16 protein-coding genes are annotated in these 23,360 nt (G+C 52.2%); 1 reads left to right on the top strand and 15 read right to left on the bottom strand.

Annotated features, from left to right (window positions below; all coding sequences use genetic code 11):
- Window positions 1-225: 225 nt before the first annotated feature.
- The 4 genes from IDH45_RS25505 to IDH45_RS25490 form a co-directional block, all read right to left on the bottom strand.
- Window positions 226-945 (bottom strand): YebC/PmpR family DNA-binding transcriptional regulator, encoded by a 720-nt coding sequence (locus IDH45_RS25505; protein ID WP_190930968.1) that lies wholly within the window; start codon window positions 943-945, stop codon window positions 226-228.
- A gap of 371 nt (window positions 946-1,316) precedes the next feature.
- Window positions 1,317-1,502 carry a hypothetical protein gene (locus IDH45_RS25500; RefSeq protein WP_190930967.1) on the bottom strand — a complete coding sequence of 62 codons (186 nt, stop codon included), beginning with the start codon at window positions 1,500-1,502 and terminating at the stop codon, window positions 1,317-1,319.
- 131 nt (window positions 1,503-1,633) lie between these two features.
- Window positions 1,634-6,121 (bottom strand): FIMAH domain-containing protein, encoded by a 4,488-nt coding sequence (locus tag IDH45_RS35090; RefSeq protein WP_190930966.1) that lies wholly within the window; start codon window positions 6,119-6,121, stop codon window positions 1,634-1,636.
- Window positions 6,122-6,225: 104 nt separating this feature from the next.
- The gene (locus IDH45_RS25490) at window positions 6,226-7,560 is read right to left on the bottom strand and encodes an ABC transporter substrate-binding protein (RefSeq protein WP_190930965.1); all 1,335 of its coding nucleotides are present in this window, start codon (window positions 7,558-7,560) and stop codon (window positions 6,226-6,228) included.
- Between the two features lie 518 nt (window positions 7,561-8,078).
- Here IDH45_RS25490 and IDH45_RS25485 point away from each other — a divergent pair.
- The gene (locus IDH45_RS25485) at window positions 8,079-9,497 is read left to right on the top strand and encodes an extracellular solute-binding protein (RefSeq protein WP_190930964.1); all 1,419 of its coding nucleotides are present in this window, start codon (window positions 8,079-8,081) and stop codon (window positions 9,495-9,497) included.
- 456 nt (window positions 9,498-9,953) lie between these two features.
- On the opposite strand, the gene IDH45_RS25480 is transcribed toward IDH45_RS25485, so the two are convergent.
- From IDH45_RS25480 to IDH45_RS25430, 11 genes are all read right to left on the bottom strand, one after another.
- Window positions 9,954-10,445 carry a 2Fe-2S iron-sulfur cluster-binding protein gene (locus IDH45_RS25480; RefSeq protein ID WP_190930963.1) on the bottom strand — a complete coding sequence of 164 codons (492 nt, stop codon included), beginning with the start codon at window positions 10,443-10,445 and terminating at the stop codon, window positions 9,954-9,956.
- A gap of 47 nt (window positions 10,446-10,492) precedes the next feature.
- Window positions 10,493-10,678: a hypothetical protein gene (locus IDH45_RS25475; RefSeq protein WP_190930962.1), complete on the bottom strand. Its 186-nt coding sequence runs from the start codon at window positions 10,676-10,678 to the stop codon at window positions 10,493-10,495.
- 355 nt (window positions 10,679-11,033) lie between these two features.
- A complete protein-coding gene (locus IDH45_RS25470) occupies window positions 11,034-11,255 on the bottom strand; it encodes an FAD-binding protein (protein WP_190930961.1) in 222 nt (73 codons plus the stop codon).
- Between the two features lie 135 nt (window positions 11,256-11,390).
- Window positions 11,391-12,167, bottom strand: a complete 777-nt coding sequence (locus tag IDH45_RS25465; protein ID WP_190931012.1) for a LamB/YcsF family protein — start codon at window positions 12,165-12,167, stop codon at window positions 11,391-11,393.
- A 36-nt stretch (window positions 12,168-12,203) separates the two neighbouring features.
- Entirely contained in the window at window positions 12,204-12,458 is a 255-nt protein-coding gene (locus IDH45_RS25460; protein WP_397327105.1) for a hypothetical protein, read from the bottom strand.
- A 491-nt stretch (window positions 12,459-12,949) separates the two neighbouring features.
- Window positions 12,950-14,410 (bottom strand): serine hydrolase domain-containing protein, encoded by a 1,461-nt coding sequence (locus IDH45_RS25455; protein WP_190930960.1) that lies wholly within the window; start codon window positions 14,408-14,410, stop codon window positions 12,950-12,952.
- 146 nt (window positions 14,411-14,556) lie between these two features.
- Window positions 14,557-18,393, bottom strand: coding sequence for a stalk domain-containing protein (locus IDH45_RS25450; protein WP_190930959.1), 3,837 nt, complete (start codon window positions 18,391-18,393; stop codon window positions 14,557-14,559).
- Between the two features lie 413 nt (window positions 18,394-18,806).
- On the bottom strand, window positions 18,807-19,643 hold the full coding sequence (locus IDH45_RS25445) for a zinc-dependent alcohol dehydrogenase (RefSeq protein WP_190930958.1): 837 nt from the start codon (window positions 19,641-19,643) through the stop codon (window positions 18,807-18,809).
- 6 nt (window positions 19,644-19,649) lie between these two features.
- A complete protein-coding gene (locus IDH45_RS25440; RefSeq protein WP_190930957.1) occupies window positions 19,650-20,618 on the bottom strand; it encodes a C-terminal binding protein in 969 nt (322 codons plus the stop codon).
- On the bottom strand, window positions 20,615-22,099 hold the full coding sequence (locus tag IDH45_RS25435) for a sulfatase-like hydrolase/transferase (RefSeq protein WP_223836956.1): 1,485 nt from the start codon (window positions 22,097-22,099) through the stop codon (window positions 20,615-20,617). The genes IDH45_RS25440 and IDH45_RS25435 overlap by 4 nt, the downstream gene beginning before the upstream one ends.
- Window positions 22,100-22,108: 9 nt before the next feature.
- Window positions 22,109-23,308: an MGH1-like glycoside hydrolase domain-containing protein gene (locus IDH45_RS25430; protein ID WP_190930955.1), complete on the bottom strand. Its 1,200-nt coding sequence runs from the start codon at window positions 23,306-23,308 to the stop codon at window positions 22,109-22,111.
- Window positions 23,309-23,360 lie beyond the last annotated feature (52 nt).

Here is a 23,360-nt window from a genome sequence, read left to right as displayed (position 1 = left end):
TATTCAACAGATACATACTGTATCAGTATAACGAAGACACCAATGCTGCCCATAGTGACGTTAGACCTACAAATTCTGCTAGATTTTGCGTACAAGCCAAGGTCTTTGGACCTTATGATGAGTAACGAAAGACCCCGCCGAATTGCTCGAGAAGCTCCTGCTTCAGGATCATCTCATACTCAAAAAAGGCCGCCGTAACCGGCAGCCTGCAATAAAAGCATACATTTATTCTCCGAAATCTACGTTGTGGTACACTTGCTGGACGTCTTCCAGATCCTCCAGCGCATCGATCAGCTTTTCAAATTGAGCTTGGACGTCTTCCGGAATCGTGACGTAGCTCTGTGGAAGCATGATCAGCTCCGCGACGCTAAATTCCGTAACGCCCGCATTTTTCAACGCCTCTTGAACGGCGTGGTATTGGTCGGGCTCTGCATAGACGATTACGCCTTCGTCTTCGTCAAAAATGTCCCGCACGTTTACGTCCGCTTCCAGCATGATCTCAAAAACTTCATCAAGCGTTTTGCTTGTTAAGCCGAAAACCGCCGTCGCATCGAACATATAAGCGACCGAGCCGCTCACACCCATACTCCCGCCGTTTTTGTTGAAGGCGGAACGTACCGTCGAAGCCGTCCGGTTCACGTTGTTGGTCAAAGCATCTACGATAATCATCGAACCGCTTGGGCCGAACCCTTCATACCGCAGCACCTCGTAATTTTCGTCCGAGCCGCCCTTCGCCTTTTCGATGGCGCGGTCGATGATTGCTCTCGGCACATTGTACGTTTTGGCGCGTTCCAGAACGACTTTCAAATCCCGGTTCGATTCCGGATCAGGCTCGCCCTTCCTTGCGGCTACATAAATTTCTAGACCGAACTTGGAGTAAATTCGGCTTGTATTCACGTCCTTCGAAGCTTTCTTTTCTTTAATATTGTTCCACTTACGGCCCATCCTGCTCCCGCCTTCTATGTTTTGTTGAAAAGATCGTACATTTTTTTCACTTCCGGATACCTTATTATACAGGATATTTCTTCTGGATTATAGGTCATTTCTCAATGTCAATTTTGCAAAAAACCGAAATTTTAAGAATTGAATCACAGGGAGTGCGGCAGCTACTTTAAACACACATGGGATCGGTTCGATTTTTGATCCGCGATCCATTACAAATCAATGTCCGGATGCGAATAGAACGGCTCGCTCCACTGCTCCTCCGGTATCTCATGCCGTCCCACAACGATACACATGCCTCATAAACGGATTCGAAGGATCCGGGAAAACGAAGTCAGGATCAGTTCAGGGAAATCCCCTCCCGTAACGAGCTGCTATAACCCTTCGTCGCTTTTCGTATTGATCTGCAACTCCACGGTCAGATGAGGATATTTGGCTTTGACCGGAGCCTGCACCAAGGTCTGAATTTCCTCTTCGGTCATCGTTGCTCCGTCCTGAAGCAGGCGGATCACGGTCGGTTTTCGTTCCTCCTGCCGCAACACCGTCTTTTCCGTCTCCACTGCGGTTTTTCCTCAAGCACTCGCCAACATGGGCACACTCAGCAAAATCCCCGTCTTTATCCAGCCGTTTCTCAGAGCATGGATTTGACAGAACCAAAAGAAAAGCCCCTACATTATGTAGAGGCCTTCATCTAATCTTCCGCCCAAACCCGACTCAACTCCGCTGCATCCGCCTTCAGCACGTCAACCGCAGCAGACGAAGCCCACCCGTGGGCGGCCGCTTGGCCGACCCGGGCGACGAACTGCTCCATCTGCTGGAGCGCCTGGGCGCGAAGCACCCGGTTGGCGGCGAATTGGACGGCCAGCTTCAGATGAACGTCGAGCTGGATGAACGTCTGTAGGGACAAATCGCCCGATGCCTTGAACCCATCCAGCAGCTGCGCGAGCGACTGCGGGGTCACCGTGACGATAAATTCGATGGCGGTCATCGCCGTGTTCCCGGCGGCGTCGGTAGCGGTGACGACGATCTGGTGCGTCCCCGGACGTCCGGTCATGTCGAGCACCGCACCCGGCGTGTAGGTGACACCGTTCACCGTCATGCTCGTCTCCACCACCGCCGACCAATCGTCCACCGCCGTCGCATTGATGACAAGCGCATCGGTGTCGACGAACGTCTGACCGGCAGTCAGCGCCGCGCCGTTAACCATCACCTGTATCACCGGAGCGGTGGTGTCCGCCCGGGTCGAGGAGAGCGGAATCACGAATCCCGCTCCCGGCGCCACATCGTAGACAAACCCTTGGCTGAAATCGTTGGCGTCGACGTAGCGGCGAATTAAGGTCGTATCGCCGATATCCAGCTTGTAGCGGTTCGTTCCAAGCGGTTCGACGCCCTGGATCAGGTAAGCGGCGTTGCGCTCGCCGTCATTGTCGACGATGATCGTCATGCCGACCAGCCGGGACGGGTCGACGCTCCCCAAGTTCATCTGCACCGTCAACTCGTTCTCGACGGACAACATCTCCGTGAAGCTCTCCACGGTACCGGTGACGCGAGCCGTCTCTCCCGTAATCAGGAGCTGCCCTGTCGCACCGAGCTCGCTGCCTTCATTCGAAAACGCGTACACCGGCTGTCCGTCCCGCTCGGAGTAAACGCCGAACGCTCCCGAAAATCGGATGCGCCCGTCCACCGTATAGACAACGTTCGGATCAAGCGCGCTGATGACGGTATCCGTCCGGCCGTTTGTCAGCGCAACTCGGACCGCTTGGACGGAACCGTCGGTTATGACCTGTCCCCCCGCTTTCACTTCGAGCGGCGCGATCGATTCGATGTACCACTCGTCCTTGTAAGGCTCGATCACTGAAGTGAACAGCGAATCGAGGTCCGTACCGCTGCGGTGCGCGAGCATGTAGGACAAGCTCTCCGGGTTGCCTGGCTTGTTTCTCGGAGGAATGCCGTCGGCAATCGCCACATCGTCCAGCTCGCCTATCATCGTCAGGCGCAGGTGGACGTCCGCCGGCTGCTCCAGCACCTTCCACGTATCGGCCACCTGCCAATCAACGCTGAACTGACTGCCCGGCGCGTTGTCGCAGTCCACGTTCAGCAGATAATGAAAGCCCGGACCCATGTAATTGCTGCCGGCCACGCTGTCATCCGCCGGGCGCATCCCGAAGGGGACGTCCGGTCCGGCGTACGAGCCGACATAGTCGCCGCTTGCGTCCGCCTGCGGAACGAGGTTCAACCCTTCGACCGTCACCGGTCCCTCTCCACCGTGGAAGCTGAACACATGATCGTCGCCGCCTTGCACGCGGAAGAAGTCGACTGCGTACGAGTTGGCATCGTCCACGCGGATCATCGCCGTCGTCCGCTTGTACAGGTCGGTCTGCGGGTAGACGTCCGGCGCCTCCACGTCGATCAGCTTGACCTGCCCGGCGTCGGCGAAATGCCGCGGCTGTGCCACAAGTTGCGCCTTCTGCTTCGAACGGTCGACGACAACGGTATTATGGGAAACCGTATTGTTCATCCATTCCGTCCGGTGCGTGTCGGTGGACACGGCGTATTCGGGATAGCCGAGATCCGGCGCTATATCCAGGCCGAATGCATGAAGGCCGATATTCAGCGTATCGCGGTGTCCATGCCAGTCGGTGCGGCCGTAATACATCCACAAATCGCGCAGCGTGCCGAACTTGCCGTCTGCGCCGCCGATTTCATTGCGTCCGTCGCGCAGGGCGGTAAAGCCATAGCCGGTCAGGTTGACGCTTTTCAGATCGAGCGGACCGGACTGCGCGATAGCTTGTTGAATACCCGCGGCCACCTGCTCCGGCTCTTCATCGAAGATGTCGCCGTGAATGCCCGCCACGCTGCCGTTGTTCAGGAAGTACACGATCTGGGCGAAGATCGGATCGCCGTAACGCTGGAACGCCTTGATCATCTGGCCCTTTGTCAAATACATACTCGGGTTGCCGGTGTTGCCCGTGTCGCCAATTTGCGCCGTATATCGCTCACTGAGCGTCAACGGGTACAGCGCATGGAACATTTTGCGGAACTTCGGATTGGCGTACAGGTCGGCGGCGGGGTACAAATCGTAACCGCTTAATATATCCGCCGTCTCCAGATAGAAGTCGAGCCACAGTCGGTTATAGCCCGGGGCCGCCTCGTTCCCGCTGCCGTCGCGGTCGACGTCGTTGACGAACGTCGCGCCCATGTTGCCGCCGGTCACACGGTACGGATTGCTGATGAGCCCGCCGGATTGGAAGTTGAAATCGATCCACATCTGCGTCTCTGGCAGCGTGTCGTAGACGACCGCGGCGAGCGCCAGCGCCCGTTGGTGGAAGCCGTTGTTGCCGCGAATATGCGCGTTTTTGACACCGGGGAACACCATCTTCACGATGCCGTCCTCGATGTTTTTGCGGATGCCGGCCGCCGAATATTTCAGCGGGCCCAACTCGTATTGGTCGGATTTCGCGGTTAAAAAATTAATCAGCCCCGGATCGTCCAAACCGGGAAACAATGCGTCATAAGCATACAGCAAATCTTTAATGACAAACGTCTCCCAAATCGAGCCGACCGATTTGCCGACCCTCGTGCCGCCATGCGAGTTGATATACGTGAGCGGCGGGTAAGCCGAGATGTCGAGCGACGGGTAAATGTCCGCGATCCGGTCCAGCAGCGCGCCTCCCGCCCGTGCGTACTTGGCTTCGCCGGTATACAGGTAAGCGTCGCCGAGCGAGCGGAGCGCGTCCCGATACAGGCCGGTGCCGTTTCCGCCCCAGAGCGCCCAATGGACGTAATAGGCGATAAACGTATACCGGTTGCCCTGATCGTCCACCCAGCCGAGCCCGTCGTCGACTCCCCATTTGTGCAGCGGGTCGTTCGGATCGGGATGCTCCGTATTGTACAGCAGCGAGCCGTCCGCCAGGGAACGGTCGAATACGCCATGCTCGTCCAAGCCGCTTCGGTAATAGACTCCGAAGTCGTTTGTCGGGTATTTGCGCCCGTCCGTCGGATCGACGATTTTCCACGGTTCGCGGATCGGATCGTACTTGTACGGATAAGCGCCGTAGCTGTCGATCGCCTTGCCGGATAGCGGACTGCCCATCTGCTCGTTGACGGCGTAGCTGCGCGGCAAGCTTTGCGGTGCAACCGATTCCCAAAGGAAGTCGGGCCCGAGCGCTACAAATGGATCAGCCTTCGCCAAGGCGGCGTTCTTCTGCTTCTCCGCCCAATCGTACTGTGCGATATTGTCGCGGGCGGCCTGCACCTTGGCCGGCGTATAAATCGTGCTGCGCGTCTTGGCGTTCGTCACCGGGACAACCTGTACCGACAGATCGGCGGTCAACGTTTGCCCGTACGTCGCCACCGAAACGGAGACGGTCGTTCCCCCTTGCCCGACCGCCGTCAGCTTCCCCGTAGCGGTATTAACCGCAGCGACGCCTGGATTCGCGCTGGCAAAATTCAACTGCGCCCCGATGATATCCGCCGCGGTTCCGTCCGGCTCCGTTCCGTCCACGCTCAACTGCGCGACGGAGCCGACGTACAGATCCGGGTTGTCGATCGCGAGCGTCACCCCGGATAATACCGGCGGAGCGTCGAGCTTCTCCAGAATCAGCTCGCTCGCCGTCAGCCGATACGTCTCCGGCGCCGCCGCGTTTTTGCCGATCACGCGCAGCGTGAACATATGCGAGCCTTGCGCGAGCTCCAGGGTGCGGACCGACTCGACGAGGTGCGCGTTGGACGGCGAATAAAAATCGCGGGTGCCGATTACGCGGTCGTCGATTGACAGCTCTCCGATGCCGCCCATGCTGTAATTCCTTGCCTTAAATGAAATGCGATAAATGCCGGTTTCACTCACGTCGAACGTAAAAGAACGAAACTGTCCGATCTGGGTCGTTCCGATGTTCACGCCGTAGCCGGATTGAAAGCTGACGACAGGAGCTTTGCTCGGCAGTTCGTGGGCGAGGGTCCAGCCCGGTTGACTCGGTCTCGTGTTCCACGGCGCTGTCGTCGATTTCCCGTCAAAGTCCAGGTTTTGGAAATCGTATACGGTTACATTGGACGGAGAACCGTCCTCGTCCGCCGCCAGAGCGGGAGACGGGCCCGGAAGTACGCCTCCGAACGAAGACGAGACGAGCAGCATGACTGCAGCGACGAAAAGCGGCTTTCTGAACCGATTGGCGAAAATCACGCGCTTGCACCTTCCTTCATCATATACCGAGGGGAAGCGGATTACCGCACGGCGATTGCCGCCGGATAGCCGATCCGCCTCTCCCGTCGATCCTAATCATGATTCTACTTTTTCATCGCATCGGCGATCGCTTGATCGGCCTGCTCCGACATCATCCGCAGAGCGGTGTTCGTATCGGGAATTTTCCCGGTCAGGAACGCATTCATGTTCGCCGTATATTTGGTCAGCGCGACCGAGTTGAATTCGGTGTATACGCTCGGATTGGCGAGCTTCTCCGGGAACCGTGCTTTCAATATATTGCGGCCCTGCCAATGCGGCAAATCGTGCCCGAATGCCTGAATCACCTTCGGATTTTTCACCGCCGACATCGCCCCGCGCTTTGCTCTGGAGGTCAAGTACTCCTCGTCGGTTGTCAAGTATTGGATGACCTTGAACGCATTGTCCTTATGCTTGCTCGTGCCGGTAATCATCATATAGCTCGGGTATGGCTGCGAGCCGATGCCGCGCGCTGAAGAAAATTCGGGAAGCCGCACAATATCCCAATTCACCGTGACCGACTCCGCCGGAACGACGATTCCCGCATACATCGCCACCGTGCCTTCCTTCTGGAAGGCGTCCAGCTGCGCCGCCTGGGAGACCGTCTTGTCGTCCACCCCGTTGCCCGGAATCTGATAAAAACGGACGAGATTGTCGACAAACGTCCGCCACTTTTCATCGGACGCGTAGGTCGACTTTTTCGTTTTCGGATCGACCAAACTGAACGACAGCTGATTTGTCATCTCCAGATGCTCCAGCGACGAAGCGAAGCCCCTGTAGTGGACGCCGCCTTCCGTGCGGGTCATCTTTTTGGCCAATTCGTAAATGTCGTCCCAGGTCATGCCGTCGGTCGGATACGCTACGCCGAATTTATCGAAGATATCCCTGTTGTACAGCAGGTGCGTCGTATTGCTTCCGTAAGGCAGACCGAACATGGCGCCATTCGAGATTTGTTTGATAAGGGCGATCGTCGTCGGTTCGAACTGGTTCAGATCTAATTTGTATTTGTTTAGCTGCTCGGTCATGTCATATTGCATGCCGTTGGCCAAATAGCCGGAAAAAATGCCGGGAAGCGAGCTCATCACAATATCGGGCGTCGTGCCGGCCGCAATCAAGTCGGGCATCAACGTTCCTTTGCCGGTCGGGATGTACTTCGGCGTAATGTGCGGAAACTTCTGTTTGACCGCATTCCCGACGGTGTCCATGAAGCCTTGCTCCGTTCCGCCCGAGGACGAGTTCCAAAACATCAGCTCGATCGGCTCCTGCTTCTCTTCCGGCACCGGTGCCGGCGTTGCTCCTCCGGCGAGAGGATTGGCTTCGTTCGCCGCCGGCGTGCCTCCGTTAGAGCAGGCGGCGAGCAGCATCATACCTGCAGTCATAACCGTAAATGATCGTTTCAGCATCGTTAAATGGACCCCTTTTATATGCCGTCTTCCGGCATGTCGGCTGCAGACGCATTATTGAAAATCGCTGTTCGCCTCGAAACCAGTCAGACGCATTTTTTAATAGATTCCTGGACAATCTGTTACCCTGTACGTTCCAATCCTTGCGGCCTGGTACTGCGGCCATGGGGCGAACCCGCTCGTCCAAAACTGCTTGGGACGTATAGACGCGAATCATTGTCCGCGTCAAACCGCCTCCTTTTGAAGTAGTTTTAATTGATATATAATGCAATTTTACAAAAAATAATTCATTCCACCTCCGATATAATTCATATCATCATTTTATTTACAGGAGGAAGCGCTGTCAACCACAAAATAATAATCAGATATGCATTAGGATTACTGCAAAACTTATTTATTGTAATTGATTTTGTCGATCCCCATCTGCTAATTAGTCCCTTTCCGCCTTGAGTTCAACTATTTTAATTCAAATGTAATTGGTATATAATTTAGAAACCGAATTAGAAAAGAGGAGTTCTATGGCGAAGGAAAAAGCGAGCCGCAAAACATTTCGCAGCCGTCTGCAAGGCATGATTGATCAATTGCGGACTCAGATCACCGAAGGTCACTATGAGCTGGGCGACTATTTGCCGGCGGAGAGCGCGCTTGCCGAACAGTACATGCTAAGCAATAATTCCGTGCGCAAAGGGTTGGATGTTCTCGTCGGGGAAGGTTTCATTGTAAAGGTGGATAAAGTCGGCAGCCGGGTTGTCAAAGGGGTGAAGCGCAAGCAGACGGTCGTATCGGTCGGCTGCACGCCCTCGATCTCCAGGGATTTGGTATTCGAACGGCTTATCGATGATTTTCAAAGCTTGCACCCGTCGATTCGGGTTAAGCCGGTAACCGGCACGGCCGAACGCCCTTTCGCCAACAGCACGTACATTGAAGCGATCCGCGCACATATGGAGGCGGACGAAATCGACGTATTCACTATCAACACGATGAGTTTCAACGAATTGGCGGAAAGCGGGTACACGGGGCTGCTGGAGCCGCAGAAGGCAAGCGGGGATATGTATCCGTTCCTGAACGCGGCTTATTCGATCGACGACGTGCTGTACGCCCAGCCGCTCATCTTCTCGCCTGTCGTCCTGTGCTACAACCGGACGCATTTTCGCGAGGCGGGGCTGCCCGAGCCGGATTCGAGCTGGAGGTGGAGCGACCTGGTGCGGGCGGCCGCCCGCCTGACGACGCCGAACCAGAAACACGGCTTTTACTTTTTTCAGGTTTCGGAAAATCGCTGGCCGCTGTTTTTGCTGCAAAGCGGGGAATCGTTTGAGTGGGACGGGGACCGGCTGCGCAGCATCCGGGGAACGAAGCTGATGGAGGGTGTGCGGCTATGCGGAGAGCTGACGCGCAATCGGGATATTTTCCCGAATTATGTGTCCGAGAGCAGTACGGACGAGAGCCGACTGTTTTTGGAGGGCAAAATCTCGATGCTCCTGGCGCCGTATAACAGCCTGAACGATTTCAAGCACACCGATCTCGATTATGACATTTCGCCCGTGCCGTTTCTGGATCGGCCGGCTACACTGATGTTTACGGTCGGCGTAATGGTGAATCGGCAGTCGGGGCGTAAGGCCGCAGCACAGACGTTCGTCGATTATTTAGCCTCGGCGAGAGCTCAGGAGATCATCCGCCGGGAATCGCTGAGCATTCCGGCGATCAAGGCGATTGCCGAGGAAACCGACTTCTCGGATAGCGGCTTGAATCGGCCCAAACACTACGCGCTGTTCCGCGAAATCATTCCATCCTACAGGGTGCACGCGGAGCTGAATATACCGGTTCGTGTCTTCAAGCAGCTGCCGCATCTGCTGAAGCTGTTCTGGTCGGAGCTGATGGACGAGGAAACGCTGGACGAACGATTGAGCGCCCTGGTCGGCGGTACGACTGGCGAATAACGAAGCGTCCGGTGCAGCGTTCTGCGGCGAGAAGAACATTTGGAGTTTCTTGTGATAACCGCTCGAGCTATTCACCGGATGGTTTCTGAATACAACGAAGGCAAGAAAGACTTCAACAAGGCGCTTCTCGATGCCGGAGGAGGCCGTCAACATGAAAATAGGGCGAGGTCAAGGCCAGGTAAACAAGAAAAACCGTCCGGTAAAGCCCGTTCCGGACGGAACTTTGATCTGTAAACCCATACGATACGTTGACGCATGGAAGGGAACCTGTGCCTTCGCCCCAGCCGGTCGTTGATGAGGTTGTACGGGAACAACTCGGCTCCGAATGGAGCCCGTAAACCCGTTTTCTCAGAACCGGTCGCGCTGCGCTTCGCTGAGACGAAATGCATGCAGGTTACCCTGACCAGATAAGAGTCTCTGGCAACCTCTATTTTCGGCATATTGGGAGAAATGAGACTAATAGAAGCGGTTTGTATCCCTTATTTCCACCACTTGAAGGGGGCGGCGCCATTTTCGCGGATATAGCAGCTTCAAACCACTCTTATTCCGCGTCCAAGCCGGTTTTCGGACCAAATAAAGGCTGCAAACCACTCCTATTCTCTCCACCCCCGCTAATAGCAGGACAGAGAGCCGAACGCCCACGATGTATCGGATTCGAATGCAGCCCCAAGGCAGCGCTTTTAGCGGCTCGACCAGGAACCCCTGGCCGGGAACGGCGCGAACGGTGCACAAATATCCCGCCTTGCCGTTTACAAGGGCCGAGCATTCCTTGCAGGCATTGGCGGAGCGGCAAGAGTAACGGACGGGCAAAGAAGAATCGCGGTGCTCGCGAATCCAAAAAATCGCGTCCAGCAAACTCATTCCTCCCCGGAAGGGCACTTCAAAGCGTTTAACCACGGAACCGCTCTGCTGATCGCCCCGTATGACTTGCAGCGTGACGATGGACATCGTCCATCCCCCCCCCCCTTTATGGATTCGCCTTGTTGCACATTCGGCTAAATCTCCCACTGCCGGCGATCGTTCCAGCGAAACGTATAGCTGACCTGCCGTTCGTTTGTATCTTCATAATCGAGCCGGACATGCGCCCCTCGGGATTCTTTACGCTCCAGGGCGCCAAGGATGATCGCCTCTCCCGCCTGAAGTATACGGTCCGCTTCCACCTTTTCGACAAGAGGCAGCACGTACGTCGATTGCCGGGCAAGCGCGATTTGCTCTAATTCTTACTGTAAAACGCGGATCTCACCCAGCGCTTGTATCAAGCCGGCTTCGGTCAGAAGCGGTCCCGCCCCTTTCCACATAACATGCTGGAACTTGCGTTTGAACGCTTGCAGGGACGACTGGTCGCAGCCCGCCGGTATTCAATAATCGACGTGTACGCGGCGGGATTTGGAATGACCGGGGGCAAAAGCTTTCGACCGTTTCCCTTCGGTTATTCTCGACAGTTGACGCCGTACTTCTCGGTTTCTATAATCACTTCGGGGCCTCGTCCGACGATGGCCCTTACGATAACCAGGTCCGCAAGTCCGCAGTTGCCCTTTATCGCATCTTCAAATTGAATCTCGTATTGTCATCGTCGGCCTCGCCGAGCGCAACGGCAACGTTCATCTGGGCAAAAATCGTCGCGCCTCTGCGGCCGATCAAGCTTTTGTCTATAAGCAGCACCCGGGCTCCTTCATCCGCCGCAGCTCTGGCCGCCATCATGCCGGCCGTGCCGGAACCTACGATATGTACATCCGCCTGCAGTTGTAAAGGTTCCATGCCATCCTTCTCCTTCTCCTTCCACTTCGGAGCTTAAACGGAATAACGTACCTTGTCCGCTGAAGAGCAGGAGTCTAGAATCCATGAGTCTCCGTCGTCAGCTGGAGCGGTAATTCCGTTATAGATCATAGCCGTTTATAACTTCCGTTTCCCGGCACCGGCCGCTTGTACAAGCACCCCGGCCTGCTCCAAGGAACGGCGTATGCGTTCGGCAAATGCGATCGCGTGCGCCCCGTCGCCGTGAATGCAAATCGTATCGGCTTGAATCGGAACGTCGATTTGCTGCTGGGACATAACTTTGCCTTCCTTGACCATCCGGACGACCTGGTCGACCGATTGCTGATCGTCGGTTATGAGCGCATTCGGCAGCCTGCGGGAAGTCAGCGACCCGTCCTCCTGATAGGTCCGGTCGGAGAACACTTCGCTTGCCGTCCGTAGACCGGCCTTCCGGCCCGCCTGGATCAGCTCGCTGTTCGCGAGACCGAATAAAATCAGCTCGGGATCGAAACGGTACACCGCTTCCGCAATCGCTTCGGCCAGCCCCCTATTGCGGGCCGCCATATTGTACAGCGAGCCGTGCGCTTTCACATGCTGGAGCTTTGCGCCTTCCGCCCGCACAAAGCCCGATAACGCGCCGATTTGATAGACGACGATATCGTAAGCTTCCTCAGGCGATATATCCATATCCCGGCGGCCGAAGCCGATCAGATCCTGCAGCCCGGGATGCGCGCCCAGCGCGACGCCGTGCTCCAGGGCAAGCTTGACGGTACGGCGCATCGTGGCCGGATCGCCGGCATGGAAGCCGCAAGCAATGTTGGCGGAAGTGACATGCCGCAGCACCTCGGCGTCTCTGCCCATCGAATAAGCTCCAAAGCTTTCTCCCATATCGCAGTTCAAATCTACAATGTGCATCATTCTCTCCCTTTCCCGATCGATAGGATCGCCTCGTCATGAACGGGCCATTTGCTCCATTCCGCGGCGGAGCTTGTGCACAGCAAGCTGCTGCTGCACGTGTTTTTGCTTTGCTGTCCGCAGCGACACGAGCCGGAAGCTGACTTTCCCGCCCAAATTCGTCTGCGCCAGCAGCGGTAAATCCGCCGAGATGACTTGCGCTATTTTCGAATAGCTGCCTGTCGTCTGATGATCCGCCATCACCATGATCGGATTGCCGTCAGGATGCACTTGGACGGTTCCGAAGGTCACGGCGGACGAGATCGTCTCCCGCTGCTCCCGCAGCAGGAGCGGACTTCTCTTAAATGAAACCTCCCCTTAGAAGCCGATAGATGCAGCTGTATACTCCCATTTTTAGGGCGAAACCAAGAACTGTCAACCCTACATGTGCGAAGCCGGCATCTTGCTTATTGGAGGTTCATTATTTGCCGAAGCGAAACCGCCAGGAAAGCCCTGACGGTTTTTTATCAGATACTAATCCATATGCTATTTTTTCTTCTGTGCTTCGACAGCTTTGTTCATATTCTCTTCGACTTCCCTCAAAATCGTGTTAATGTCCTTTTTATTTTGTGTACATTCACTGAACGCTCAGGTCATCTCAGTAATCCCGATGGCGTCATATTTCGTGACCGAATTGGCCATCGGCGCCGGGGTGCTGGATACGAACGCGACAAAGTTTCTCCCCTAGACAACTTGTCAGCCGAGCTAAGCGTCGGGTTTAAGGTTCTCAAACACCAACTGACTTAGTGGCCGGTTGCAACTCCCTCATACTCGTCTAAAAACCATTCGGCGGCTTTGGCCATATAGACGGTTACTTCATTATCCTTGAATGAAAAGGTCATCTTAATCGAGCCAAGATATATATCCGTTATATAGACTAACATATTAAGTTTATGATCTTCTACCCATGCAGCCGATGAAAGGCAATCATAGCTTTTGCCGGATGGCGTCCCGATTTTTTCACCGAAATAGTTCTTTTGAGGAAACGGCCCTTGAATCGTTTTTCCGATACCAAATCTTAGCTGGTGTTCGCCCGAGGCATTCTCATATTCCCATATGCCTTCGTCCCCTAAAAAGCTGAACCGCAGCCGCTTTATCCCCATCGGATTCTCATTTAATGAATACCATTTGCCATTAACCTTCCGTTCAAATGAAGAGGTGTGATTACCTTGTTGAGGCAATATCTTAAGAGTTTTTATGGTTTCGTTCAGGATCGTATTGGTCGCATTATCATTAGGCAACGGAGACTCTTGAGTGGCGCTAACAATTTTTTCACGAAACGCATGAACAATGTTAACCTCTGCATGGGGGGAGCCTTGCGTATCAGCAATACAAGCAAATATTAGATCTATATCGGGAAAACAATAGGCAAGCTGGGACCCCATCCCTCTGAAAGAGAATCCGTTGTTCTTCTCCATCCATATTTGATAGCCGTACCCATGATTACCTGTGAGGGAGTTATCAATTTGTTTCGACGTTGCTTCACGAATATACGATTCTGAAATAAGCTGATGGTCGTTCCACCGACCTTTGTTCATGCAGACATAGGCCAGTTTGGCCATATCCCTTAAGCTGCAAATAACGCCGGACCCTCCCCACGATGTGCCTTCTGGAGTTTTAATACACCGGGCATCCTTGGAAAAGCCGATCGGATCAAGCAGCCGCTCACGCATATACGACAGAAAAGGAATCCCGCTTATCCGTTCCACAATCGTGGACAGGATCACTGTCGCCGAGGTGTCATAGGCAAAAAGGGTTCCCGGGATATGCGAAGGCTTGCTGTTAAAAAAAGCGGCAGCCCAGTCCGGATCGTAGCGAGTATACGCGGTTTTGATATGAGGACTAGCCATCATCAGAAGGTCTCTTACGGTTGCTTTAGCCAGATAAGGATCTATAGGTTGAGGCGATTTATCGTTGAAAAAGGTAACAACCCGGTCACTTGAAGTAATTTTACCTTCATCGATCAACAACCCTATAGCTAACGACACGAAGCTTTTGCTCACTGAATACATTCGATGCATGCTGGTCTCTGAATAAGGCGCCCAGTAGCCTTCAGCGGCAATTTGCCCATGTCGCAACAGTAAAAATCCATGCATGCAGATTTGTTCCCCTTGTATGGTTTCAATAAATTGAAGGACCGCCGAGGAAGAGATCCCTAATCGTTCGGGCGAGGATGACAGCGTAAACAACTCATTAAGTTTCATAAGATTATTCAGCTCCTTTAAATATAATGGAATACTTTTTAAAGTTTCTCCTCGCTCATTCCTCATGCCTCGGGTACAGGGAAAACCCTGCTCTCTTACCGAGAACAGGGTTGAACCTTTTTGACAATCGACTTTACCCGAATCGATTAATCGATAACGGTAACAATCGTCGTCCTTTGACTTGTGTTCCCTGCTTGATCTGTTACTGTTACTTGAATGACATGCGTTCCTAGCTGACCTGCCCAATTCAGTGGTGTTCCCGGCACGTGCGGCAATCCATCGACAGTTACCACCTGAGATGCCACACCGGATAAGCTATCTCCGCTTAGCACATTCAGCGTAACGGGCTGGCTGTCGTCAAACACCGCGCCGTCATGCAGCGGATTTCCGTTCGCCGATACCGTAAACGTCGGTGCAATCTTATCGGACTTCAACGTTATCGATTTGACGGTTTCGAGATTGCCTGCCTTATCTACGGAGCGATACTGCACTTCGTAAATGCCGTCACCAAGCACAATCGGAGTAGTGTAGGGCACAAACCCGCTCGTCGGCAGGACGCCGTAAACGCTCTGTACGACGTTTAACTTATAGTTGGTTGCATGTATACCGGCAATATCATATGCGGCAGAGAGCGAAACCGTGGCGTCCGACGTATGCCAACCGCCCGATCCGGCCGTTCCGGTTACGGCTGCAGTGGTAACAGGTGGAGTGGTGTCCGGCATCCATTTGGCATACAGGACGGTATCTGCTTCGACGGGTTTGCTGAAATCAAACTTGTGCGCGTACGTTTCGTCATACCAGCCTAAGAAGGCAAATAGTTCTTTTGTAGGGGTCGGTGGTGTAACCGTTTGGCCGAGCGACATTCCGTTTGCAAGAACCGTCACATTTTGAACAATGGCTCCATTAATATAGGTAAGGGTATGACTCGCATTATAGCTGCCTTCCGTAACATAAACCGAAATCGGCAGAGAAAGGCCATCGTCCAATTTAACAAGGAAGGCACCTTTACCTACTGCCGGTTGCCCCGTTAATACATTAGCAGGTGAATTAGCAAGGTCAGCAAGACCTTTTGTTATCGTTTTTCCGAATTGTTCACCCAAGAAATTTTTACCGATTTTCTTAGGATATCCTGTTACAGTGAGTACCAAGTCGACACCAGACGTTATCGTGCCTTTCGTATTCCCTAATGAATCTGTTACGGTAAACCAATCGTAGTCTCGGTTCTTCAACAAATCATACTGGGTTCCGGTCGGAACACCAGCTGTTTTTATAATGACTTGCTGAGTCGTATTCCCAGTAACATTAACCTGATACTTACCTCCATCTGATCTTAAAGCGGTTGGTCTGGTAGGAACGATCACGTCCTTGCCGCTTTCGAATGCTCCAATATCAGGGGCGGCTCCGGTGTAGTCGGTCGAAGTTACAAAATTGGGAATGGTTGTACCCGCATCAAAACCTAGACTCCCGCTTGTTTGGACATAGTTTCCTTCGTTTCTGTTGATGAATGTTGCCTTTTTGCTTGAATCAGGAGCAAAGGCGGTACCGGTTTTGACCCCGGTGACTCCATTGGGCTCCACAATAGGCGCAGGTCCGCCGGTACCAGTGGCGTTCGTGGATGTCGAAGCTCCGTTAATCAAGTCATAATCGTAGCTGACACCAGGATAATTGTAAATGTGTTTAAGTGTAATGACGTTTTGGCCGCCAACAGGACTATCGATGGACTCTATAATATTATTCCTATAAAACGGTCTGTACAGTTGACCGTCTTTCCGGGTGATATGACCCATTGAACTGAGAATGGTGTTGTTAAACAAATAGTTCACACCCAACCCCTTAGTCCATTCATTAGGAGCTGTTCCGTGCTTGGTAACTCCTTGAATCAATCCCCATTCGTCGCCCAGGTTTTGAATCAGATTTCTATACACATACACGGGACCTATATAAACCGAATCCATGCCTAAGCCGCCAGAGACACCCTCAATTTTGTTGTTGTAAAACCTTACGTTCATATTCGAGCCTTCCAATTCCATGCTGTCGGCTTGACCATACGCCAAGTAGTTTCCGTACACGTCGGAATCGACTCCAATACCGCCGGTTGTATCGTGATTTCCATACGTTTCAATAAGAGCGTTAAAACGGTGGTCGTCGCTACCAATAATATCGTTGTATCGAATGACGACGCCGACGCCTCCTCTAGCATACATGCCGCTTACACCTTGCGGATGTTTTTCGTTCCATTCGAAGAACCCTGGCACATTTTCGTACCATCCTCTGCCTCCGCCAGCGTTCCATGCATTGGATTTGGTTTTGGCATCATGAATATAGTTTTTTTCGATGACGAGATAGCTTGCATCGCTTACATGAATACCGGAGTCATTGTTGACGGGCATGGCGTTGGCAGCGTACATTTGCCCTGTGCGCAAGTCAACAGCCAGATTCGGATCCGCATGATTGGCAATCGTTTGCTTACCTAAGTATAGGGTCGCTTCTCTTCCGAAATTGGATATATCGCTATTGATAATTCGGATGTGGTGGCTGGAACTGAGAACCGATATCCCGCTTTTCTTGCCTCCCCGGATGATTAAGTTTTCCAAAATCACATATTCGGACTGCGCGATCAGGACCGCTTCCAAATATTCATCGGTTACTTCGATTACGGTGCTTCCGTCTCCTATAATGCGGATATACCCGTTTTCAGTTCCATGCAGCCCTTGAACGGACAGCGGTTTTCCCGGCTCATAGATGGATGCGATCGGGATCGTCGCAGCAATGGGGACGTTTTCTTTCCATGTTCTTATGGTTCCGGTGTATGTGGAATTGTCATTGAGGATTTTCACTTGCACTTCATATTCCGTATCGGGGTCAAGACCGACGATAGAGCCTCTGAAATGCTGGTTAATCGAATCAAAGGCCAGTGGAAGGCCCTCTTCCCATGGAACCGTTCCTACTTTCCTGAACTTCACCTCATTGACAGGGTCCAGGACCACTTGCATGGTGTTAGGAGCTGCGATCGGAAGTGTATACGTAATCTTATCCTCGGAAGTATATCCGAAATAATCCACATACACGCTTATATTATTGAACGTACTCCTTAAATGAAACGCGTAATCTGGTATATGATTATAACCTTGGCTGGTAGTGGAAACGATGGTTTTAAACACCTTATCCGGCGTAATACCGTCCGAGTATTTAATTTTCACTCGAATGACTTCGTTACTGCCGCCAACGCCGGCTGCGTAACTAAGACCTCCTTCGAAGGCGCCGGTTGCCGCATTATATCGAGGCTTTGGTGCTTCAACCCAAGCGTATCCCGTATTTCTGGGTCGAAGGGGGATAACATAGTTTTGCGGATCCGACGACTTCCGCCATACCGTGACTTGGGCGCTCAGATCGCTCACTGGAATGCTATAGTAGACGTCTCTCGATTTGCCCACAGCTGTTATATCCACACCCGGTACAGCTACCGGTACAGCGGCTTCGTCGGTAATATGCCGGTTTTCATCATATAGCACTTCTGCCGTATTGCTAGAGGCATTCCATGTGTATGTGGCTTCGAACGCGTACATGAGCGTATCCAGTGGGATAAAGCTTCTAATGCCTTCTTTAAAGGGCATTTCGGTAGGAATTGTAGTAATCGTGGAGCCGTTTTTTAAGGTGACTTGGTTGCTTCCGTAAATGGCGGTCATTTCATAATAATCGTTTCTCATCACAAATTGTTTGCGATCGATAGACTCATAAAAGACTGAATATAAATAATGAGCCATCGCCTCGGCAGACACCCATATTTTACCGTCGATAAACTTAGGCGGTACATCCGATTTCACGATTTTTCCGTTCACCGATATCTTGATCGGCGATGCCGGATTTTGAACCTCAACAGGCTCGTGCGTATAGGCCGCAAATATTGTACTTGGAAATACAAGCGAAATTAACAATGCAACAACAAAACATAATCTCATGTTTGGTCTCACTTTGTTCACCATACGAATACAATCCTCCCTTTTGATCTTGAGCCTGCTCACCTAAAAACCGTCTAAGCGATTGTTTCGATTCCCCTCCCCTCTCCACTAAATTCGTAAGTATTGTGTCGCATTGGGTTAGGATCCCATCGAGTTAAGAAAATCATAATTAACCGCTTACTTCTTTTCAATTAATCATTTTCCAAGCGGATTTATAATTCTACGTTTCTCCCGATTCCAGGACGGTCTTCTATTCTCACTTGGCACGCAAATTCTACAAATTCGTCAGATTCCACGTCGAGGCTACAAAAGCACTCATTCATTCGTACTCTCGCCCTTTTTTCGACGATAACCCACTCGCGGACTTCATACGACCCGGAAGGACGGCATTCACGCGGATCACCTGCTTCGCATATCTCATAGCATCGCATCCTTCTTTAGATCGACACCTCTTGCCGCACGAGGCGGCTCATCAGGACCGGAGATTCCTCATGCCCCAAGCCGACCATAATAATTTTTCCACCGGATTGAATCCATTGCAAAGCTTGCCTGCGAGTGGCCGTCACGCCCACACAATCAATGATCGTATCGATTCCTTGCGGCAAGCAGTCATTCGCTCCGTTGCCCAATCGTTCCGGCGTGACAACGTCCGCCCCCAGCGCCTTGGCATGGTGCATGCGCGCCTCTTGCCTCTCCACGACCAGAACTCGATTAGCTCCCATCCTCATCGCTGCTTGCACGGTGAGCAGCCCGATGGCTCCGGCGCCGAATATAAGGACATCCTCAAACGGCTGGAGACCCAACTTGACGGCATGGATGCAAACCGCGAGAGGCTCAGCCAAAGAGGCTATCGAAGCGTTCATCTCCTTGGGAACGGAGTACAAATTGCTCAAAGGTACCGCTACATACTCGGCAAAGGCACCGGGCCGATGAATGCCGATCAACTCGCGCCTGCGACAAAGATTTTGTTTGCCTTGTATACAGCGATCGCTGCTCCCGCAGGAGATAAGCGGATTCACAACGACCTTGTCCCCTACGGACCATTCGGATTTGTGGCCGGATTGTCCGACGACTTCGACTATTGTTCCGCAAAATTCATGTCCCATGATGAGCGGAGGAATCCTCACGCTGCTATGACCCAGATACCCTTCCAATTCGCTCCCGCAAATGCCTACAGATTCCACTTTGATCAGGGCTTCGCCAGGGCCCGCCTTCGGCATTTCATGTTCTTCGATACTTATTTGCCGAGGTCCGTAATAAACCAGAGTTTTCATCGTTTCCTACACCTCTACGCCATTCACGATATGCTTGGGACGCTCACCGCTGAATATACGTTTAATTTCTAGAGCTGCGTGTCGCTGCAATCGGTTTAACGAACTTTCCGAATACCAGGCACAGTGGCTGGTTATGAGACAGTTTTCGAATCGGAGAAGCGGGCTGCTTATCGGAATCGGCTGCTCTTCCAATACATCCAACGCCGCGCCCGCGATTTTATTGTTTTGCAATGCGTCAATTAAACTTTCGGTATTGATAACTCCGCCTCTGGAAGTGTTCACAAGGTAGGCGGTTGATTTCATTCGCTCAAAGGCTTCATCATTAAATAGATGTATGGTCTCTGGCGTTAAGGGAAGATGAACGGATATCATGTCGCTTCGCTCCAGCAAGGAATGCCAATCGACCTTCTGCGTTCTCCACTCGTTACAAGCGTTTTCCGGTATATAAGGATCGTAGGCGATCGTATCGATGCCAAAGCTTTGGGCTCTCCTTGCTACATCTTTTCCGATATTGCCGAAGCCTGCTATTCCGAGCGTTTTCCCTTGCAGACCCATAATCGGCCGGCACGGAGTCGTTTGCCAAACCCCTTCGCGCACCTGAGCAACAATTCGGGGGATTTTCCGAACGCTCGAGAGCAAGAGCAATATCGCATGGTCCGCGACTTCCCCGGTCCCATAGTCCGGTACGTTGACAACCGGAATATTTTTTTGTTTCGCCGCAACAATATCGACGCTATCGACACCGACGCCATACCTTACGATAATTTTGCAGCGCTGCAAGTTATCGATGACTTCTTTGGTTATCGGTGCTCTTTCAATTAAAATCGCATCCGCATATCGGGTTAACTGCATCACTTCATCCGGTGTTTTGCATTGTCCGGTTACAAATTCAAAGCCCATCGGGAGTAAAACCTCTTCTTCCTGATGCAAATCAGGGAAGCCATAGTCGGTCACCGCTACTGTATACTTGGTCATCTCGTCGTGCTCTCCTTTCCGTTGACTATAGCCGGACCATATTCTCCTGTCGTAACCGGAATATATTTCACCATATTCATATCCTCGGATTGAAAGGCATGCTCCCACATCTTGACGTACATTTCCTTCAAAAGAGCTTCCGATTCCGGCAGGTCCGCCATATTGCGCATTTCATACGGATCCGATTCCAGGTCATACAGCTCGTCAAAATCGGTAGGATTATAGACGAACTTAACTTTCTTCGTCTTGACCATCCGGCTGGTATAGTACAATTCCGTACCGTTACATTGAGCGTATATGCTGTCCCGCCAGTTATCCGGAGTTTCACCGGACAGAAACGGAACCAGGCTGCGCCCGCTCGTTTTGCCCAGCGGTTCCGCTTCGGCAAGTTCGATCAATGTAGGAGCTATATCCATGAGGGTCACAAATTGTTCGACGACTCTCCCCGGGTTTTTGACAAGCTTGGGAGAACTCAAAATAAGGGGAACGCGATACCCTTCATCGAACATACTGATTCCTTTGCAGTATAACCCGTGTGCCCCCGCATGTTCTCCATGATCGGAAACGACGACAATCAGCGTATTGTCCATCTGACGGTTCCGCACCAAAGCATCCAGGACTTCCCCGAATAAATCGTCAATCAGCGTGCAGTAGCCCCAATAATGCGCAATGGATTCTTTCACTTCTTGTTCGCTTAATTGGCTGAACACCTTCCGCATGCGTTGATAGATTCGGGGTTTATCCTGCAGATCGTCATAGTAATTGGGCGGCAATTCGATTTGATCGGGATCATACATAGTGGCATACTTTTCCGGAATAACAAAAGGATCATGCGGACCGTTCGGTCCGATGTACATGCACCAGGGAGCTTCGCTGTCCTGCAGCCTATCCAATTGCGATATGGCTTTATGCACGCATATATAGTCGTTTAACTCGGTGTAGGATTTGTCCGAACTTCCGTATAGGGTATAGCCTCCCCATCCGGGGCGTAAGATTTCCCCGCGTTTTCGGCTTCTTTTGCCTCTTTCGCAGCTCATTTCCCGGTATGCTTTTCTGCGATTTCCGTTATCCAATTCCTGTTCTTTCAGGTATAGTTCCGTCCAACCTCTGGATTTCGGAGTTTCTGTCGCCGAGACGTGCCACTTTCCGGCATAATACATTTGATAACCGTTCTCCGCCAGTTTCTCGGAAAAGGTTTCGATACCGGGGTTTAATTGCCTATGAATCGCCTGATCATTGGAAACGTTATTGTAGATCCCATGCTGCGAAGGATAAAGACTTGTCATGAATGAAGCCCTTGCCGGACAGCAATGTGCCATAGGCGGATATGCGAAGTGAAAACTGACGCCTGTTTCTTTGATTTTATCCATGTTTGGGGTTTTGCAGGGGTGACCGGGAAATGTGACTTGTGCCTGCATTTGATCGGGCATAAATATCAATAGGTTTGGACGGGGCTGGTTTTTCAACGGCTTACACCTCATCTATTCGATTTAGTTCAGGGAAGCCCATAAATCGGTCATGGCGATCAAAGGGTTATGGCCCATATAGTCGCGACACGGCTGATTATACTCGGTATATGGTTTTCTTTGGAGTTCGGTCTGTTGTCCTCCAAGAGGATGATAAAACTCCCATAATGTCCCGGTCTCGGAAAATTTCTCGGCTGTATGGTCCAAGGCGCGTTCCAGAATCACTTTGGCCGCATCGTTTCTCCCGTACAGGGTACAACCCCGGGCGACCCAATAGGAGATACTGTTCCAGGAAGGCCCCCGCCACATGCGAAGTTCAAATGCCGGATCCTCCAGAGCGATAGTCGGAGTCGGATGCTTGGTGAAAAAACGGTTCGGATTCAATACATTTTCATCGATCACGCGATTCGCTTGCTCCACAGTTGCCGCGCCTACCATCATTGGCCACATGCCCTCGAAAGTAAGGCGGCGGCTCTCGGGACGATCGACCGACCAAATATCGTGGAATAGAGCCGTTTCTTCATCGAACAAGGCACTGCTTATAAATTCAGCAAGATATCCGGCTCTAATTTGCCATTTCACGGATTCAGCAGTCAAATCAAGAAGACTCGCCCATTGTGCAGCATAGACATGCATTTGATACACATGCGCAGTCGCATCGACGCACGCATAAGGCCCCGGTGTGATCGAGTCATAACGAATGCCGTCATCGACACCGCTTTCCCATACCTTTTTCCACAGATCGAGATAATAATAACCTTCATTTTCAGCCTTCCGTTTGGTTTCAAACCAACCGATTTGACGAACCAGGGCAAGGTAGGCTGTTTTCAACAAATCGATATCTTCGTATAAGTCATAATAATCCTGCACGGGCACCGGCCAAAACGGAGGATGCCCCTTCACCGTACTCCATTTCACCTCGCCGCCGCGGAACCAAATGCAGCCGGGGATCAATCCGTCGGAAGTCTGCAGGTTTAAGTAGTTTAAGATTTGATGTTTGGCATGATCCGGCTGATAACGGAGGGTGTCCAAAGTCGCATGAGTTAGATCAATGTGACCGAATGCCGGACCGTAGCAATACCCGGTTCCGATTTCTTCCCATGGATAATGAAAGGGAGGCTCCGGTTCTCGAGTGCACTTTTTATGAAGCTCTACCGTATATTCCAGCATCGATTTCCACTCGGGCTTGCCCATGTCAACTACGTGATGTTTCAAGCTTCGCATGAACGTGTCTCCTTATTTTTTGACATAAGCAGTTTCGCTCCTCTTCAATTGA

The sequence above is a fragment of the Paenibacillus oceani genome, assembly GCF_014705615.1.
Lineage (GTDB): Bacteria > Bacillota > Bacilli > Paenibacillales > NBRC-103111 > Paenibacillus_AB > Paenibacillus_AB oceani.
Note: the sequence above shows the minus strand (reverse complement) of the source record. Positions and strands in the feature narration are given on the sequence as shown.